The sequence below is a fragment of the Paenirhodobacter huangdaonensis genome (assembly GCF_004022465.1).
Lineage (GTDB): Bacteria > Pseudomonadota > Alphaproteobacteria > Rhodobacterales > Rhodobacteraceae > Rhodobacter > Rhodobacter huangdaonensis.
The window spans coordinates 138488-154354 of record NZ_SAVA01000006.1 but is presented as its reverse complement, the minus strand read 5'-3'; the positions used below and the strand labels follow the sequence as shown (position 1 = coordinate 154354).

General features: G+C 67.3%; 17 protein-coding genes. 5 read left to right on the top strand and 12 right to left on the bottom strand.

Going from position 1 to position 15867, the window contains the following annotated elements; all coding sequences use genetic code 11:
* Positions 1–34: 34 nt before the first annotated feature.
* The gene (locus EOW66_RS11750; protein WP_128156535.1) at positions 35–1660 is read right to left on the bottom strand and encodes an AMP-binding protein; all 1626 of its coding nucleotides are present in this window, start codon (positions 1658–1660) and stop codon (positions 35–37) included.
* A gap of 199 nt (positions 1661–1859) precedes the next feature.
* Between EOW66_RS11750 and EOW66_RS11745 the strand changes: the two genes are divergently transcribed.
* Positions 1860–2507 carry a sulfotransferase family 2 domain-containing protein gene (locus tag EOW66_RS11745; RefSeq protein ID WP_128156534.1) on the top strand — a complete coding sequence of 216 codons (648 nt, stop codon included), beginning with the start codon at positions 1860–1862 and terminating at the stop codon, positions 2505–2507.
* Positions 2508–2568: 61 nt separating this feature from the next.
* On the opposite strand, the gene EOW66_RS11740 is transcribed toward EOW66_RS11745, so the two are convergent.
* From EOW66_RS11740 to EOW66_RS11715, 6 genes are all read right to left on the bottom strand, one after another.
* Entirely contained in the window at positions 2569–4758 is a 2190-nt protein-coding gene (locus EOW66_RS11740; protein ID WP_128156533.1) for a 3-hydroxyacyl-CoA dehydrogenase NAD-binding domain-containing protein, read from the bottom strand.
* Positions 4751–5251, bottom strand: a complete 501-nt coding sequence (locus EOW66_RS11735; protein ID WP_128156532.1) for a cupin domain-containing protein — start codon at positions 5249–5251, stop codon at positions 4751–4753. The genes EOW66_RS11740 and EOW66_RS11735 overlap by 8 nt, the downstream gene beginning before the upstream one ends.
* Positions 5251–6462 (bottom strand): acetyl-CoA C-acetyltransferase, encoded by a 1212-nt coding sequence (locus tag EOW66_RS11730; RefSeq protein ID WP_128156531.1) that lies wholly within the window; start codon positions 6460–6462, stop codon positions 5251–5253. The genes EOW66_RS11735 and EOW66_RS11730 overlap by 1 nt, the downstream gene beginning before the upstream one ends.
* A gap of 9 nt (positions 6463–6471) precedes the next feature.
* A complete protein-coding gene (locus tag EOW66_RS11725) occupies positions 6472–7098 on the bottom strand; it encodes a glutathione S-transferase family protein (protein ID WP_128156530.1) in 627 nt (208 codons plus the stop codon).
* A gap of 350 nt (positions 7099–7448) precedes the next feature.
* Positions 7449–7661, bottom strand: coding sequence for a hypothetical protein (locus tag EOW66_RS11720; RefSeq protein WP_113899791.1), 213 nt, complete (start codon positions 7659–7661; stop codon positions 7449–7451).
* A complete protein-coding gene (locus EOW66_RS11715) occupies positions 7661–8107 on the bottom strand; it encodes a GFA family protein (RefSeq protein ID WP_128156529.1) in 447 nt (148 codons plus the stop codon). Before EOW66_RS11715 ends, EOW66_RS11720 begins: the two co-directional genes overlap by 1 nt.
* 127 nt (positions 8108–8234) lie before the next feature.
* On the opposite strand from EOW66_RS11715, the gene EOW66_RS11710 reads away from it, so the two are divergent.
* Positions 8235–8603, top strand: coding sequence for a hypothetical protein (locus tag EOW66_RS11710; RefSeq protein WP_128156528.1), 369 nt, complete (start codon positions 8235–8237; stop codon positions 8601–8603).
* 213 nt (positions 8604–8816) lie between these two features.
* Here the strand turns inward: EOW66_RS11710 and EOW66_RS11705 are convergent, their stop codons facing one another.
* The 4 genes from EOW66_RS11705 to EOW66_RS11690 all read right to left on the bottom strand — a co-directional run bounded on the left by EOW66_RS11705 (position 8817) and on the right by EOW66_RS11690 (position 12257).
* Positions 8817–9203 (bottom strand): COG4315 family predicted lipoprotein, encoded by a 387-nt coding sequence (locus tag EOW66_RS11705; RefSeq protein WP_206363697.1) that lies wholly within the window; start codon positions 9201–9203, stop codon positions 8817–8819.
* A gap of 237 nt (positions 9204–9440) precedes the next feature.
* Positions 9441–11216 (bottom strand): acyl-CoA dehydrogenase C-terminal domain-containing protein, encoded by a 1776-nt coding sequence (locus EOW66_RS11700; RefSeq protein WP_128156527.1) that lies wholly within the window; start codon positions 11214–11216, stop codon positions 9441–9443.
* A 20-nt stretch (positions 11217–11236) separates the two neighbouring features.
* Positions 11237–11641, bottom strand: a complete 405-nt coding sequence (locus EOW66_RS11695; protein WP_113899786.1) for a MerR family transcriptional regulator — start codon at positions 11639–11641, stop codon at positions 11237–11239.
* Between the two features lie 241 nt (positions 11642–11882).
* Positions 11883–12257 carry a MerR family transcriptional regulator gene (locus tag EOW66_RS11690; protein ID WP_128156526.1) on the bottom strand — a complete coding sequence of 125 codons (375 nt, stop codon included), beginning with the start codon at positions 12255–12257 and terminating at the stop codon, positions 11883–11885.
* Positions 12258–12414: 157 nt separating this feature from the next.
* Here EOW66_RS11690 and EOW66_RS11685 point away from each other — a divergent pair, with 157 nt between their 5' ends.
* The 3 genes from EOW66_RS11685 to EOW66_RS11675 are packed head-to-tail and all read left to right on the top strand — an operon-like array spanning position 12415 to position 14682.
* Positions 12415–12858 carry a PaaI family thioesterase gene (locus EOW66_RS11685; RefSeq protein WP_128156525.1) on the top strand — a complete coding sequence of 148 codons (444 nt, stop codon included), beginning with the start codon at positions 12415–12417 and terminating at the stop codon, positions 12856–12858.
* Positions 12855–13364 carry a PaaI family thioesterase gene (locus EOW66_RS11680; protein WP_128156524.1) on the top strand — a complete coding sequence of 170 codons (510 nt, stop codon included), beginning with the start codon at positions 12855–12857 and terminating at the stop codon, positions 13362–13364. The genes EOW66_RS11685 and EOW66_RS11680 overlap by 4 nt, the downstream gene beginning before the upstream one ends.
* Positions 13357–14682: an MATE family efflux transporter gene (locus EOW66_RS11675; protein ID WP_128156523.1), complete on the top strand. Its 1326-nt coding sequence runs from the start codon at positions 13357–13359 to the stop codon at positions 14680–14682. Before EOW66_RS11680 ends, EOW66_RS11675 begins: the two co-directional genes overlap by 8 nt.
* Before the next feature lie 117 nt (positions 14683–14799).
* Here the strand turns inward: EOW66_RS11675 and trpS are convergent, their stop codons facing one another.
* Positions 14800–15843 carry a tryptophan--tRNA ligase gene (gene trpS / locus EOW66_RS11670; RefSeq protein ID WP_128156522.1) on the bottom strand — a complete coding sequence of 348 codons (1044 nt, stop codon included), beginning with the start codon at positions 15841–15843 and terminating at the stop codon, positions 14800–14802.
* Between the last annotated feature and the right edge of the window lie 24 nt (positions 15844–15867).

Here is a 15867-nt window from a genome sequence, read left to right as displayed (position 1 = left end):
GCCCCCCGTCCTGCGCATCGCGGATGCGATCCGGTCAATCGAGCAGCTTCGCGACGGCGCGCAGCTCGAATTTCTGGATCTTGCCGGTCGAGGTCTTGGGCAGGTCGGCGAAGACCACGCGCTTCGGCGTCTTGAAGCCGGCCAGACGCTCGCGACAGAAGGCGATGATCTCCTTGTCGGTCGCGGTGGCGCCGTCCTTGAGCTCGACGAAGGCGCAGGGCACCTCGCCCCATTTCTCGTCGGGCTTGGCGACGACCGAGGCGAGCGACACGGCGGGATGCGCCGCGATCACGCCCTCGACCTCGACCGAGGAGACGTTCTCGCCGCCCGAGATGATGATGTCCTTCGCGCGGTCGGTGATCTTGATATAGCCATCGGGGTGCATGAAGGCGATGTCGCCCGAGCGGAACCAGCCGCCCTCGAAGGCCTCCTGCGTCGCCTGCGGGTTCTTGAAATAGCCCTTCATCACCGAGTTGCCGCGCATCACGATCTCGCCCAGATGCACGCCGTCGCGGGCGACCTCGTGGCCGTGGTCATGCACGGTGATGGTTTCCATCATCGGCATCAGCACGCCGGTGCGGGCCTTGATCTCGGCGCGCTCCTCGCCCTCGATGCCCTTCCATTCGGGCTTCCAGGTGCAGACGGTGGCGGGGCCGTAGACCTCGGTCAGGCCATAGACCTGCGTCACGTTGAAGCCCAAGGGCTCGATCGCGGCGAGGGTCGCGGCGGGCGGCGGCGCGCCGGCGGTGAACACCTCGACCACATGGTCGAAGGGGCGGCGGTCGCTGTCCTTGCAGTTGATGAGCGTGTTCAGCACGATCGGCGCGCCGGCGAAATGGGTCACGCCCTCGTCGGCGATTGCGTCATAGATCGCCTTCGCGGTGACGTCGCGGCAGCACACCGTGGTGCCGCCCAGCATCGGCATCATCCACGGGTGGGTCCAGCTGTTGCAGTGGAACAGCGGCACGATCGTCAGCAGCACCGGGTAGAGCTGCATCTGCCACGAGATCGCGTTGCCCATGGTGGCGAGATAGGCGCCGCGGTGGTGATAGACCACGCCCTTCGGCTTGCCGGTGGTGCCCGAGGTGTAGTTGAGCGCGATGCTCTCCCATTCGTCCTCGGGCATGATCCAGTCGAACATCGGATCGCCCATGGCGACCAGCTCTTCATATTCGAGGTAATGGCCGCCCGGCGCGAAGCCATGCTCGGGGTCGGCGACCTCGATGATCTGCGGCGGCGTGCCGTGCATCTGCTTCACCGCATCTTCGGCAAGCTTCAGGAACTGCGTGTCGACCAGCACCATCTTCGCGCCCGAATGCTCGAAGATGTAGGTGACGGTGTCGACATCGAGCCGGGTGTTGATCGCGTTCAGGATCGCGCCGCAGGCGGGCACACCGAAATGCGCCTCGACCTGGGGGGCGCTGTTGGGCAGGATCGCCGCCACCACGTCACCCGGAACGATGCCGCGCTCCTTCAGCGCCGAGGCGAGCTGGCTCACCCGGGCGTGGAACTCGACATAGGTGCGCCGGATCGTGCCGTAGACGAGCGCGGTGCGTTCCGGAAAGACCTCGAGCGCGCGGTTCAGATGCGACAGCGGCGTCAGCGGCACGAAGTTCGCCGCGCATTTGTCGAGCCCTGTTTCGTCTGCAAGCCAACCCATCGGTTCTCCTCCCCGGTCGTCAGATTGTGAAATATTCCGCAAAATTTCCGCGATCATTGGCAACTGTTGCGCGAAAGGGAAGGGGGCGCGGTGCACGTCACGCGAAAGTTTACGTTACGTCATTTTCTGGTTGCGCTAGCAGCCCGGGCGCAGCGCTCACCCCCTTCTGCCGCCCGCGCCAAGGCGCTAGGCTGGTGCCATGATCGTTTCGCCCGGCCGCCGTTTCATCTTCGTCCATATCCCGAAAACCGGGGGCACGGCGCTTGCGCTGGCGCTCGAGGCGCGGGCGCGGGCGGACGATATCCTGGTCGGCGACACGCCCAAGGCGCGGCGCCGGCGCGGGCGGCTTGCGGGCGTGCAGACGGCGGGGCGGCTGTGGAAACACGCGACGCTGGCCGATGGCGTCGGGCTTTACACCGAGGCCGAGGCACGCGACTGGTTCACCTTCACGCTGGTGCGCAACCCCTGGGACCGGATGGTCAGCTATTACGCCTGGCTGCGGGCGCAGCGCTTCGCGCATCCGGCGGTCGGCCTGGCGCAGAGGCTCGATTTCGCGGCCTTCCTTGCCCATCCCTTCACCCGCGCCTCGATCGGGGGCGCGCCCTATGGCAGCTATCTGCGGCTGGCGGACGGCAGCGACTGCGCCCGTGCCTTCCTGCGGCTCGAGCATTTCGACGAGGATGCGGCGCCGCTCGAGGCGCATCTGGGCTTTCGCCTCACGCCGCTTGAACGGGCGAATGCCTCGGAGCGGGGGCGCGACTGGCGGCCCTATTACGGTGACCGCGAGGCCGAGCTCGTGGCGCAGATCTGCGCCGAGGATATCGCGCGTTTCGGCTACAGCTTCTGAGAAACGGAAAACGCCGGGGACCGTCAGGCCCCCGGCGTCTGTCATTGCGGTGCGCGTCGGCTCAGGCGGCCTTCGCCGCGATGCCCGAGCCGTAGCGGCCATAGAAGCTCTCGCCGGTCGCGGCGAGATCGCGCAGCAGCGCCGGCGTCTCGAAGCGGGCGCCGAAGCGGGCGGTGAGATCGTCGCAGATCTCGGCCGCGCGCGGCGCACCGAGGATGTCGAGCCAGCTGAACGGGCCGCCCGACCACGGCGCGAAGCCCCAGCCGAGGATCGCGCCGACGTCGCCCTCGCGGATGTCCTCGAGCACGCCCTGCTCGAAGGCGCGCACCGCTTCCAGCACCTGCGCCATCAGCAGACGGTGCTGCACCTCGGCGAGGTCGGGCTGTTCGGCGGCCTCGGGATACTTGGGCGCCAGCCCGTCCCAGAACCCGCCGCGCTTGCCGGCCTCGTCATAGGTGTAGAAGCCCGCCTTGTTCTTGCGGCCAAGACGGCCCTGATCGGCCATCCAGAAGATCACCTCGTCCACGGCCGCGTCCGGATAGGCGTCGCCCATGGCGGCCTTGGTCGCCTTGGCGATCTTGACCCCCAGATCGATCGAGGTCTCGTCCACCAGCTGCAGCGGCCCGAGCGGCATGCCGACAAGCTTCGCCGCATTCTCGATCAGCGTGGGGCTGACACCCTCGGCCAGCATCCGGATCCCCTCGTTGATATAGGGGATGATGCAGCGGTTGGCGTAGAAGAAGCGCGCGTCGTTGACGACGATCGGCGTCTTGCGGATCTGGCGCACGAAATCGAGCGCCTTTGCCACCGCGACCGGGCCGGTCTTCTCGCCCTTGATGATCTCGACCAGAAGCATCTTGTCGACCGGCGAGAAGAAGTGGATGCCGATGAACTGCTCGGGCCGTTTGCTGGCCTTCGCCAGCATCGAGATCGGCAGGGTCGAGGTGTTGGTGGCGAAGATCGCGTCCTCGGGGATCACCGCCTCGGCCTGCGCGGTGACGCCGGCCTTCACGGTCGGGTCCTCGAACACCGCCTCGACCACCAGGTCACAGCCGGCGAGCGCCGCGTAATCGGTGGTGGCGGTGATGCGGGCGAGCACCTCGGCCTTCTTCTCCTCGGTCACCTTCTTGCGCGAGATGCCCTTGTCGAGCAGCCCCGTCGAATAGGCCTTGCCGCGCTCGGCCGCCTCGATCGTGCTGTCGATCAGCACCACCTCGATGCCGGCGTTCGCCGAGACATAGGCGATGCCCGCGCCCATCATCCCGGCGCCGAGGATGCCCACCTTCTTCACCGTCTGGTCGGCGACCTTCGGCCGGTTCGCGCCTTTCTCCAGCGCTTCCTTGTTGATGAAGAGCGAGCGGATCATCGCCGTCGAGGACGGGTTCATCAGCACGTTGGTGAACCAGCGCGCCTCGATCTTCAGCGCCTGGTCGAAGGGCACCAGCGCGCCTTCATAGACCGCGCTGAGCAGCGCCTTGGCCGCCGGATAGACGCCCATGGTCTTGCCATGCACCATCGCCGAGGCGCCGACGAAGGTCATGAAGCCCGCCGGGTGATAGGGCGCGCCGCCGGGCATCTTGTAGCCCTTCGCGTCCCAGGGCTTCACCAGATCGGCGTCCTTGGCGTTCAGCACCCATTCCTTCGCCGCGGCGACCGGGTCCTCGACCACCTCGTCGATGAGGCCCGCCGCGCGGGCCTTCTTCGGATCGCTCAGCTTGCCCTCGAGCAGGAACGGCGCCGCGACCATCGCGCCCATCTTGCGCACGAGGCGGGTGGTGCCGCCCGCGCCCGGGAAGATGCCGACCATGATCTCGGGCAGGCCGATCTTCGCCTTCGGATTGTCGGCGGCGAAGATGCGGTGGGTCGAAAGCGGCAGCTCGAGCCCGATGCCAAGCGCGGTGCCCGGCAGCGCCGCGGCGATCGGCTTGCCGCCCTTCAGCGTCTTCGGGTCCATGCCCGCGCGCTCGATCTTGCGCAGGACCTTGTGCATCTGCATCACGCCCTCGAAGATCGCCTGCGCGCCGCCCTCGCGCATCTGCGCGATGACGTTCAGGTCCATGCCGCCGGCAAAGTCCTTCTTGCCCGAGGTGATGACGACGCCCTTCACGGCCGCGTCGGCCAGCGCCGTGTCGATGAAGCTGTCAAGCAGCGCAAAGCCCTCGAGGCTCATCACGTTCATCGACTTGCCGGGCACGTCCCAGGTGATGACGGCGACGCCATCGGCACCGAGTTCGTAGGTGAAATCAGCCATTTCTCTCTCCCTTCGGCGCGAGGTCGCGGGGACCCGCCCAATCGCTGCCGTCCTGATAGGTGAAGCGGGCCTTGCCGCCCGCAATGTGCAGTTGCATGTCGACGTCGGTATAGGTGGCGATCTCTTCGGTGGCCTTCGATCCGACGATCAGGAAGCGCGCGGGCGCGTCGGAGCGGTTGACGAAGCGGTGGCCATTCGCCACCCCCGCCTTCCACGCCGCGCACTCGCCCGGGCGCATCACGGTCTCACCCGCGTCCTCGACGAGGATCAGCTCGCCCGCGAGCACCATGCCGAACTCGTCCTCGTTCCGGTGCCAGTGCCGCAGCGAGGCCACGGCACCGGGTTCGAGCGTGACGATGTTCACGCCGAACTGGGTGAGCCCGGCGAGATCGCCGAGCCGGATCGAGGAACGCCCCGCCATCTGCCCGGCGTAAGGCGCCGGGTAGAGTGAGCCGGTCTTCACCGGCGCATTGGCAAGGTCGAGCTTCGGCATCAGACCCTCTCGATGATCGTGGCGGCGCCCATGCCCGAGGCGATGCACAGCGTCGCAAGGCCGGTCGACAGGTCGCGCCGTTCAAGCTCGTCGAGCACCGTGCCGATGATCATCGCGCCGGTGGCGCCGAGCGGGTGGCCGAAGGCCATCGCACCGCCGTTGACGTTCACCTTGTCGGGCGAGACGTCGAAGGCCTGCATGAAGCGCAGCACCACCGCGGCGAAGGCCTCGTTCACCTCGAAAAGGTCGATGTCCCTGATCGACATGCCGCTGTCACGCAGGATCTTCTCGGTCACCGGGACGGGGCCGGTCAGCATGATCGTCGGATCGGTGCCGATCTTCGCCGTGGCGCGGATGCGGGCGCGCGGCTTCAGCCCGTGGGCGATGCCGAATTCCTTGTTGCCGATCAGCACGGCGGCCGCGCCATCGACGATGCCCGAGGAGTTGCCGGCGTGGTGGATGTGGTTGATGTGGTCGAGATGCGGATATTTCAGCATCGCCACCTTGTCGAAGCCCGGCATCACCTCGCCCATGTCCTTGAACGAGGGTTTCAGCGCGCCAAGGCTTTCCATCGTGGTCTGCGGCCGCATGAACTCGTCATGATCGAGGATCACGAGGCCGTTCTGGTCCCGCACCGGCACGATGGATTTGGCAAAGCGGTTCTCGGCCCAGGCCTCGGCGGCGCGGCGCTGGCTTTCGACGGCAAGCGCATCGGCCTGTTCGCGGGTGAAGCCGTATTCGGTGGCAATGATGTCGGCCGAAATGCCCTGCGGCACGAAATAGGTCTTCATCGCGAGCGACGGATCGACCGCGATCGCGGCGCCGTCCGAGCCCATGGCGACGCGGCCCATCATCTCGACGCCGCCGGCGATATAGGCCTGGCCTGCGCCGGCCTTCACCTGGTTCGCGGCGAGGTTCACCGCCTCCATGCCGGAGGCGCAGAAGCGGTTGATCGCAAGGCCCGGGATCCGCTCGTCGAGATCCGAGAGCAGCACCGCGGACCGCGCGAGGCAGCCGCCCTGCTCGCCGACCTGGGTGACGTTGCCCCAGATCACGTCCTCGACGACGTGGCCCTCGAGCCCGTTGCGCGCCTTCACCGCATTCAGGAGCCGCGCCGACAGCGCGACCGAGGTCACCTCGTGCAGGCTGCCGTCCGGGCGGCCCTTGCCGCGCGGCGTGCGGCAGGCGTCATAGATATAGGCTTCGGTCATGGTTCCTCCTCAGGCCCGGTCGGCAGGGTTGCCGGGCATCATCTCGTAAGGGTGTTTCCAGCCGGGCAGGGCCGCGATGCGGTCGAGCCAGGCGGAAATCGCGGGGAAACGGTCGCGCTCGAACCCGAAGGGCTCGGGGTAGTAGAGGTAGCCGCAGCAGGCGGTGTCGGCGAGGCTGGGGGCATTGCCCGCCATCCAGTCGCGGCCCTCGAGGTGATGCTCGAGCGTCGCAAGCGCCGCCTGCACCCGGCCCGAGAGCCAGCGGATCGCCTCGGCGGGGCGCTTCTCCTCGGGCAGGAAGTTCATCAGGAAGCGCAGCGTGCCGAATTGCGCGCTGCCCTTGTGGTTGTCCCAGAAGAGCCAGCGCAGGATCTCGTCGCGGTCGCCCGCCATCAGCTTGCCGCTGCGCTCGGCGACATGGAGCTGGATCACCGCCGATTGCGTCAGGGTGAGGCCATCCTCGACGAAGACCGGCACCTCGCCCATCTCGTTCAGCGCCAGGAACTCGGGGCGGCGGGCGCCGCCATGGAAGAAGTCGACCCAGACCGGGGTCCAGTCATAGCCCGCAAGGGCCATGGTCAGCGCGGCCTTGTAGGCGTTGCCCGATTCCCCGAAACAGTAAAGCGTGGCGGTCATGCGATCCCTCCCAAGATCCTGGCCATATTGGCAACGAATTGACGTGCGCGTAAGCCCCCGGGCCCGGATGTGGCGCAACGTCACCAGGCCGGGACGCTGCGTCGGGGACGTCGCAGTGAGTATTTAGGCCAAGAAAAAGCGCCGGTAAGACTTTCTTCAACAGCACCTGCCACGCTGGCCCTGCGGTACAGGCTGGAGAGCCGATGACCGCCCAAGGAAAAGCCGCCCCGGTCGCGCGTGAAGCTCTCACCGTGGAATTGGACCGATTCCCGTGGCCGGGGCGCACAGGAACTCCCTGTGCTTTTTCTTGGCCCAAATACTCACCTTCCGACCGGGCCGCCGGCGCGCGCTCAGGCCTTCCGATCCTCGAGCTCGGCCTTGAACAGGCGCAGCCGGGCGGTCAGGTTCTCGTGATGGGTGACCGAGCCGAAATGCTCGAACAGGAAGACCAGCGCCTCGTCGGGGGTCAGCCCCGCTTCGGCGGCGAAGCGGTGCAGCACGCGATAGGCGTCATTCGTCAGCGACACCGGAAAGCGGCGGGTCAGGCGCAGGCGCTTCGGCATCAGTCTTCCTTGGCCTGGTAGGAGATCACGCGGGCGACGAGCTCGGGCTCGGTGGCGAAGCGGAAGCGGTGGATCATGTCATCGAGCCAGCCAAGGCGCGATTCGATGCCGGCCTCGAACTGCGGTTCGGGGCGGAAATCGGGGCTGAAGCAGCCCGCCATGATCTCGATCTCCTCGGCGTCTCGGTAATACAGCGGCGTGCCGCAGGTCGGACAGAAGCCGCGCGCCGCCACCGAGGAGGAGGCCCATTCCCGCGGCGCGCCCTGCCAGGTGATCCGGTCCGCGGCCACGCCGAAGAGCGGGGCGAAGGCATTGCCGGTGGCGCGCTGGCACATCCGGCAATGGCACAGGCCATAATCTGCGGGACCAGCCGAGATGGTGAAGCGCACCGCGCCGCACTGGCAGCCGCCACGGGCCTCGGGGTAGTCGCGTGGGGTCGGGTGCATCGGCGCCTCCTGTCGCGGGTCGGCCCGAGCCTAGAGCGCGCCGCGCGCCGAGACCAGCCCCTTGCGGGGCCGGGGGGCAAGGTCCTATGTCTGCCCCAAGGGCCGCGCCGGCCCGGGGAGACAGGCAATGCGCAACGCGGCCCTGGTGCTGGGCATCATCGGCGGGCTGATCGCCCTGATCGTGGGTTTTTTCGGCTATGGCTATACCGAGGTGGTGCGCAGCCATGCCGAGGTCGGCGAGATGTTCGGCGAGGTGCAGAACCCCGGGCTGATCCGGCTGGCGAGCTTCCTGTCGCCGCTTCTGGCGATCGCCGGCGGTGCGATGGCGAAGATCCGCGCGCTCTGGGGCGGGGCGCTGATGCTCTTGGGCGGCGGGCTGATGTATTACGCCTTCGGCTTCGGCGTCTTCACGATGTTTCCGATCGGCTTCTGTCTGGTGGGCGGACTGCTGGCGCTCGCCGCAGGCAAGCCGGACGAGCCGAAGGCGCATTTCTGAGGGGGCGCTGCGGGCGAAGCGCAGAGGGCCGAACTGGCCCCTCCGGCGATCTGCTCGGGGCCGGGGGCCGGCATGCGGGGGGCAACGACTCGCGACGGGCGGCCAGTATGTCGAACTGCCCCTCCAGACCCGGGGTATCTCCGCTCGGTGCCGCAACTCTCCACACCTTCCGGCGCCCGTCAGCAAAGGGAGGGCGCCGCCGCCCCGCGCCCGTCAGTTGTCGCCAGCCGGTCTTGCGACATGCCAGACATTGTTGAACCCGTCCCCGGTGACCTGGTTTGGCTTGGTGTCCTTTGAAAAGGTATAAAGCGGGCTTCCCTGATGGGCCCATTGCAGGGTGCCGTCGGCGCGCTTGAAGATCGAGAATGTGCCCGACGCCTGGTCCGTCGGTGTCGCCTTCAGTGGCGGCCACAAGGACGCGCAGCCTCCGTCGCAGGCGGAATGATCCGTCGAATCCTTGGAAAAGGTGTAGAGCGCCATCCCCTGAGCGGTTGTCAGGATCTTCCCCTTGGCGCTGTCTGCAACGGTTGTCGGTTGTGCCAGGACAGCACCAGGCGCGACGAGTGCAAGGGTCGCACCGATTATGAGATTCCGCATCATCCTCTCATCCTCCCCGATGAAATGAATCCTGCTGTGAACGGTAAGACTCTCAGTTAGCTCGCCCGATAGAAAGGCAAGCCGGTTCACCGGATTGAGACAGGAGCGGGGCCGGGAGAGGGGTGGTCGGAAGAAGGCCCGCCTCGATCCGGCGCCGCGCATGATCGGCCTCGGGCCGGCGGCAGCTCCCCAAAACGCAAACGGCGCCCCGAAGGGCGCCGCTTTTCAGTCTGTCCGGTCTCAGAACTGCTCGGCCGCGAGGCTCATCACCGGGTCGGCGCCGCTCTCGATACGGGCCAGATGCATCGCGCAGGCGGGCAGCTGGCGGGCCATGTAGTAGCGGCCGGTGGCGATCTTGCCCTCGTAGAAGTCCTTGTCCGTGGCGCCGCCGTCGAGCGCGGCATGGGCGGCCTGCGCCATCCGCGTCCACATCAGGCCAAGGCAGACGTGCCCCATCAGGTGCATGAAGTCATAGCTGCCCGACAGCGCCGCGTTCGGGTTCTTCATGCCGTTTTGCATGAAGAACATCCCCGCCGCCTGCAGCTGCTTCGAGGCGGCCTTGAGCGCGTCGGTGAAGGGCTTCATCCGCTCGTCGCCGTCATGCGCCTTGCACTCGGCCTTGATCATCTCGAAGAAGGCCATGACGTGCTTGCCGCCGTCCTGCGCCAGCTTGCGGCCGACGAGGTCGAGCGCCTGAACGCCGTTCGCGCCCTCGTAGATCATCGTGATCCGGGCGTCGCGGGCGAATTGCGACATCCCCTGTTCCTCGATGTAGCCGTGGCCGCCATAGACCTGCTGCGCCAGCACCGCGGTCTCGAAGCCCTTGTCGGTGAGGAAGCCCTTGATCACCGGCGTCATCAGCGAGATCAGCCCCTCGGCATCGGCGTCGCCCGCCTTGTGGGCGCGGTCGATCAGGTGCGCGCCCCAGAAGGTGAAGGCGCGGGCGCCCTCGAGGAAGGACTTCTGGTCCATCAGCGAGCGGCGGATGTCGGGGTGCACGATCAGCGGATCGGCCGGGCCCGTCGGGTTCGCGACGCCGGTCACGGCGCGGCCCTGCAGCCGGTCCTTGGCGTAGAGCACCGCGTTCTGATAGGCGGCCTCGGCCACGGCATAGCCCTGCAGGCCGACGCCGAGACGGGCTTCGTTCATCATCGTGAACATCGCGCGCATGCCCTTGTGCAGGTCGCCCAAGAGCCAGCCGGTCGCGCCGTCATAGTTCATCACGCAGGTCGAGTTGCCGTGGATGCCCATCTTTTCCTCGATCTTGCCGACCGAGACCGGGTTGCGCGCGCCGAGCGAGCCGTCGTCGTTGACCAGGAACTTCGGCACGATGAAGAGCGAGATCCCCTTGGTGCCCTCGCCGCCGCCGGGCGCCTTGGCCAGCACCAGGTGGATGATGTTCTCGGCCATGTCGTGATCGCCCGCCGAGATGAAGATCTTCTGGCCGGTGATCTTGTAGGAGCCATCTTCCTGCGGCTCGGCCTTGGTGCGCATCATGCCCAGATCGGTGCCGCAATGCGGCTCGGTCAGGTTCATCGTGCCGGTCCACTCGCAGGACACCATCTTCGGCAGGTATTTCGCCTTCTGCTCGGCGGTGCCATGGGCGTGGATCGCCGAATAGGCGCCGTGCGTCAGGCCCTGATACATGTTGAAGGCCATGTTGGCCGAGACGAACATCTCGCCCACGGCGCAGTTCAGCACATAGGGCATGCCCTGGCCGCCATACTCCGGATCGCAGTCGAGCGCGGTCCAGCCGCCGTCCTTCATCGCCTCGAAGGCGGCCTTGAAGCCCTTCGGCGTGCGCACGATGCCGTTTTCGAGCACGCAGCCCTCGGTGTCGCCCACGGCGTTCAGCGGCGCGAGGACCTCGGACGAGACCTTGGCCGCGGCGTCGAGCACGGCCTCGGTGAAGTCGGGCTCCATCTCCTCATAGCCGGGGACGCCCGACTGCGAGACCTTGAGGAGCTCGTGCAGGACGAATTGCATGTCGCGGGTGTTGGCGGTGTAGCTCGGCATCTCTCTCTCCCAAATCTGCCTTACTCTGCGGCGGCCGCTTCCTCCGGACCTTCGTCGGCAAGCTGCTGGTCGCCCCAGGCAATCTGTTCGCTCAGCTCGGCAATCGCCTGACCAAGCTCGTCTCGCTGGCGTTGCATTTCATCAAGCCTCTGACGCGCCAGCTTCAGCGTCTCGGCCAGTTGCGTCTTCTGCTGATCCCCCATGTTGTAGAGGTCGAGCAGCTGACGGATGTCCTCCAGGCTGAACCCGAAACGCTTGCCGCGCAGGATCAGCTTCAGCCGCGCCCGGTCGCGCCGGGTGAACAGCCGCTTCTGGCCTTCGCGGATCGGGAACAGCAGTTCCTTTGCCTCGTAGAAGCGCAAGGTGCGCGGCGTCACGTCGAACGCATCGCACATCTCGCGAATCGTCATCACTTCATCACTCATTCGACCGCCCCTCGCGTTGTCCTTGCGTAATGCGCCGCGGCAGATCGAATTTCCGCAACCACATTACAAGTGAAGTTGACGTTTGCGTCACTGTAACGTGGCGTCACGGTGACGCTGACGTAATGTCAGCAAAAAGTCACACAGGAAAAAGCAATAAACCGACCGTCAGAAACGGCGCCGGGCGGCCACGATGGGTCGCCCGGCGAACGGTCCGACGGAACAGATCGAAGCGCTTTGGCGCTCAGGAATCAAGGGATTTCGCGACCTGGTCGCGCAGCTCGCGCAGATCCGCGATGGTGCCGGTCAGTTCGTCATACTGGCCCTGCAGCACCGTCAGCTGGCGGTCGGCCAGCTCGACCCAGACACGGCTTTGCTCTTCCGTGCCCCTCTTGTCGTAGATGTCGAGCCATTGCCGCAGCTCCTCGAGCGAGAAGCCGAAACGGCGGCCGCGCAGGATCAGCGTCATCCGCGCCACCTCGCGCGGGCCGTAGAAGCGGGCCCGGCCCTCCTTCTGCGGCGACAGCAATTCGATATACTCGTAATAGCGCAATGTGCGGGGCGTCACGTCGAAGCGGGCGCACATTTCCTTGAAGGTCAAAACATCAGGTTCGGGCATAGTGGTCTCCCCTGGCGCGGAAGCTAACGCCTCGCCTCCCGGGCTTCAACCGCGATTGCGCCCTTTCGTGACGCTGCGGCGCGAGAGGCGGGCGGCTTGCGCGGCGGCGCGCGGCGAAGGATAGTCGGCGCAAACGGAGGGAACGGAGATGGCGCAGATGGCGGAAGACGCGGAAAAGCTCGCGCTGGCGCGACGCTTCATCGAGGCGATCCCGCACAGCCGGGCGCTGTCGATGCATCTCGAGGCGATCGGCGGCGGGCATGCGGTGATCTCGATGCCCTGGGACGAGCGGCTGGTGGGTGACCCGCGCACCGGGGTGATCCATGGCGGCGCGGTCTCGGCGCTGATGGACACCTGCTGCGGCGCTGCCGTGATGAGCCATCCCGAAGCGCCTGCGGGCACCGCGACGATCGACCTGCGCATCGACTACATGCGCGCGGCGACGCCGCGCCAGCGCATCACCGCGCGGGCCGAGGTCTATCACATCACCCGCACCGTCGCCTTCCTGCGCGCCACCGCGCATGACGAGGAGGCGGGCCTGCCCGTCGCCACCGCGACCGGCGCCTTCACCGTCGACCGTCCGAAGGGAGAGGCGAAATGACCCGCGCGAAACCGGAACCGATGCAGGTGGTCAAGCAGCGCCGCGATGCCGCGCTGCGCGCGCTCGTGTCGGGCGTGCCCTATATCCGCTTCCTCGGTATCGAGTTCGACCGCCGCGGCGACGAGATCACCGCGACGCTGCCCTTCGACGAGAAGCTGATCGGCAACCCGATGCTGCCCGCCCTGCACGGTGGGGTGAGCGCGGCCTTCCTCGAGGTCACGGCGATCGTCGAGCTCGGCTGGGCGACGCTGTGGGAGGATGTCGAGACCGGGCGGATCGACCTGAGCGCGCCCGAGCCGGTGCTGCCGCGGCTGCCGAAGACGATCGACTTCACCGTCGATTACCTGCGCTCGGGCCTGCCGCGCGACGCCTATGCGCGGGCGCGGGTGAACCGCTCGGGCCGGCGCTATGCCTCGGTGCATGTCGAGGCCTGGCAGGATAACCGCAGCCGTCTTTACGCGCAGGCCACCGGGCATTTCCTGATGCCCGAGCCGCCGCATGGCTGAGATCACCCACGCGCGCGTCCTGAAGATCGCCGCGCCGATCGTGCTGTCGAATGCCACCGTGCCGATCCTCGGCGCGGTCGACACCGCGGTGGTCGGGCAGATCGGCACCGCCGCCCCGATCGGGGCGGTGGGGCTTGGCGCGGTGATCCTCGCCTCGCTCTACTGGATCTTCGGCTTTCTGCGCATGGGCACCACCGGCCTCGTCGCCCAGGCGAAGGGGGAGGGCGACGAGGCCGAGGTCGCGGCGGGGCTACTGCGGGCGCTGATCGTCGCCGGGGCCGCGGGGCTCGGGCTCGTCGCGCTGCAATGGCCGCTGTTCTGGGCGGCCTTCCGCCTCGCCCCGGCCAGCCCCGAGGTCGAGGCGCTCGCCCGGCAATACCTTGGCCTGCGGATCTGGGGCGCGCCGGCGACGATCTCGCTCTATGCGCTCACCGGCTGGCTGATCGCGCTCGAGCGCACGCGCGCGGTGCTGGCGCTGCAGCTGTGGATGAACGGGCTGAACATCGGGCTCGACCTCGCCTTCGTGCCGGGCCTCGGCTGGGGCGTGCGGGGCGTCGCGGCGGCGACGCTGATCGCCGAAGCGTCGGGGCTGGCGCTGGCCCTCTGGCTCGCGCGCGGTGCCTTCGGTGCGGGCCTGTCCCGGGCGCTTGTGCTGGCCGCGGCGCCGCTGAAGCGGATGGCGCGGGTCAATACCAACATCATGATCCGCTCGGTGCTGCTGCAGGCGAGCTTTGCCACCTTCCTGTTCCTTGGTGCCGGGCAGGGAGACGTGACGCTCGCGGCAAACCAGGTGCTGGTGCAGTTCCTCGAGATCACCGCCTACGCGCTCGACGGTTTCGCCTTCGCCGCCGAAAGCCTTGTCGGCCAGGCCGTCGGCGCCCGATCGCCCTTGCGGCTGCGCCGCGCGGCCCTGCTCAGCGGGCAATGGGCGGCGGGCGGTGCGCTGCTTCTGGGCGTGGTCTTCTTTCTCGCCGGCCCGGTCATCATCGACACGATGACCACGGCACCCGAGGTGCGCGCGTCGGCGCGGCTCTATCTGCCCTGGCTCGGCCTCGCGCCGCTGATCGGGGTGGCCAGCTGGATCCTCGACGGCATCTTCATCGGCGCGACGCTGACGCGCGAGATGCGCAACGCGATGATGCTCTCGGTGCTGGTCTATGCGGCAGCGCTGGCGCTTCTGCTGCCCGCCTTCGGCAATCACGGACTCTGGGCGGCATTGATGGCGCTGAACCTTGCCCGCGGAGTGACGATGGCGCGCCTCTATCCGCGGGCCGAGGCGCGGGCCGCGTCGGGGCAGGGGGGCGCTGCCCCCCTCTGACCTGCGGTCATTCACCCCCCGGGATATTTCCGGCAATTGGAAGCAGGAGATCCCTGCGCTTCCAATCGCTGCAAATATCCTGCGGGGGTGCGGGGGCGCAAAGCCCCCGCGCGGTGCTTATCGCGCGCGCACCATGCCCATGATGTCGAGCGCGCCTTCGAGGATCGGCTGCGCGATGGCGCGGGCCTGCTCGGCGCCGGCGCCGAGAATCCGGTCGATCTCGGCCGGGTCGTTCATCAGCCGCGACATTTCCGACGAGATCGGCTCGAGCTTGGCGACGGCCAGATCGGCGAGGGCGGGCTTGAAGATGCCCCAGCCCTGACCGCCGAATTCCGCGATCACCGCCTCGGCGTTCCGGTTCGACAGCGCCGCGTAGATGTTCACGAGGTTGCGCGCCTCGGGCCGCTCGGCCAGCCCCTCGAGGCTTTCGGGCAGCGGCGCGGGGTCGGTCACCGCCTTGCGGAACTTCTTCGCGATGGTGTCTGCATCGTCGGTCAGGTTGATCCGGCTCGCATCCGAGGGGTCGGATTTCGACATCTTCTTGGTGCCGTCGCGCAGGCTCATCACCCGCGTCGCGGTGCCCTCGATCAGCGGTTCGGGGATCGGGAAGAAGTCGGTCTTGTAATCGTGGTTGAACTTTGCCGCGATGTCGCGGGTCAGCTCGACATGCTGCTTCTGGTCCTCGCCCACCGGCACCATCGTCGCGTGATAGACGAGGATGTCGGCGGCCATCAGCGCCGGATAGGCGAACAGGCCCAGCGACTGCTGTTCGGCGTTCTTGCCCTGGGTCTTGTCCTTCCACTGCGTCATGCGGTTCATCCAGCCCATCCGCGCGACACAGTTCAGAAGCCAGCCCATCTCGGCATGGGCCGAGACCTGGCTCTGGTTGAAGAGCACTGAGCGCGACGGATCGACGCCCGAGGCGATGAAGGCCGCCGCCGCCTCGCGGGTCTGCCGCTTCAGCGCTTCCGGTTCCTGCCAGACCGTGATCGCGTGAAGGTCGACGAGGCAATAGATCGTCTCGATCCCTTCGTCCTGCTTCTCGGCAAAGCGCTTGAGCGCGCCGAGATAGTTCCCGAGCGTCAGGTTCCCCGACGGCTGGATCCCCGAAAACACGCGGGGCTTGAACTTGGCGTTGATGGCGGCAGGTTGATCGGTCATGGCAATGCTCCTCAGCCGGGCTGG

Excerpts from the sequence above, each read along its gene's own strand:
- EOW66_RS11750 (WP_128156535.1), bottom strand. The coding sequence starts at position 1,660 with ATGGGTTGGCTTGCAGACGAAACAGGGCTCGACAAATGCGCGGCGAAC.
- EOW66_RS11745 (WP_128156534.1), top strand. The coding sequence starts at position 1,860 with ATGATCGTTTCGCCCGGCCGCCGTTTCATCTTCGTCCATATCCCGAAA.
- EOW66_RS11740 (WP_128156533.1), bottom strand. The coding sequence starts at position 4,758 with ATGGCTGATTTCACCTACGAACTCGGTGCCGATGGCGTCGCCGTCATC.
- EOW66_RS11735 (WP_128156532.1), bottom strand. The coding sequence starts at position 5,251 with ATGCCGAAGCTCGACCTTGCCAATGCGCCGGTGAAGACCGGCTCACTC.
- EOW66_RS11730 (WP_128156531.1), bottom strand. The coding sequence starts at position 6,462 with ATGACCGAAGCCTATATCTATGACGCCTGCCGCACGCCGCGCGGCAAG.
- EOW66_RS11725 (WP_128156530.1), bottom strand. The coding sequence starts at position 7,098 with ATGACCGCCACGCTTTACTGTTTCGGGGAATCGGGCAACGCCTACAAG.
- EOW66_RS11720 (WP_113899791.1), bottom strand. The coding sequence starts at position 7,661 with ATGCCGAAGCGCCTGCGCCTGACCCGCCGCTTTCCGGTGTCGCTGACG.
- EOW66_RS11715 (WP_128156529.1), bottom strand. The coding sequence starts at position 8,107 with ATGCACCCGACCCCACGCGACTACCCCGAGGCCCGTGGCGGCTGCCAG.
- EOW66_RS11710 (WP_128156528.1), top strand. The coding sequence starts at position 8,235 with ATGCGCAACGCGGCCCTGGTGCTGGGCATCATCGGCGGGCTGATCGCC.
- EOW66_RS11705 (WP_206363697.1), bottom strand. The coding sequence starts at position 9,203 with ATGATGCGGAATCTCATAATCGGTGCGACCCTTGCACTCGTCGCGCCT.
- EOW66_RS11700 (WP_128156527.1), bottom strand. The coding sequence starts at position 11,216 with ATGCCGAGCTACACCGCCAACACCCGCGACATGCAATTCGTCCTGCAC.
- EOW66_RS11695 (WP_113899786.1), bottom strand. The coding sequence starts at position 11,641 with ATGAGTGATGAAGTGATGACGATTCGCGAGATGTGCGATGCGTTCGAC.
- EOW66_RS11690 (WP_128156526.1), bottom strand. The coding sequence starts at position 12,257 with ATGCCCGAACCTGATGTTTTGACCTTCAAGGAAATGTGCGCCCGCTTC.
- EOW66_RS11685 (WP_128156525.1), top strand. The coding sequence starts at position 12,415 with ATGGCGGAAGACGCGGAAAAGCTCGCGCTGGCGCGACGCTTCATCGAG.
- EOW66_RS11680 (WP_128156524.1), top strand. The coding sequence starts at position 12,855 with ATGACCCGCGCGAAACCGGAACCGATGCAGGTGGTCAAGCAGCGCCGC.
- EOW66_RS11675 (WP_128156523.1), top strand. The coding sequence starts at position 13,357 with ATGGCTGAGATCACCCACGCGCGCGTCCTGAAGATCGCCGCGCCGATC.
- trpS (WP_128156522.1), bottom strand. The coding sequence starts at position 15,843 with ATGACCGATCAACCTGCCGCCATCAACGCCAAGTTCAAGCCCCGCGTG.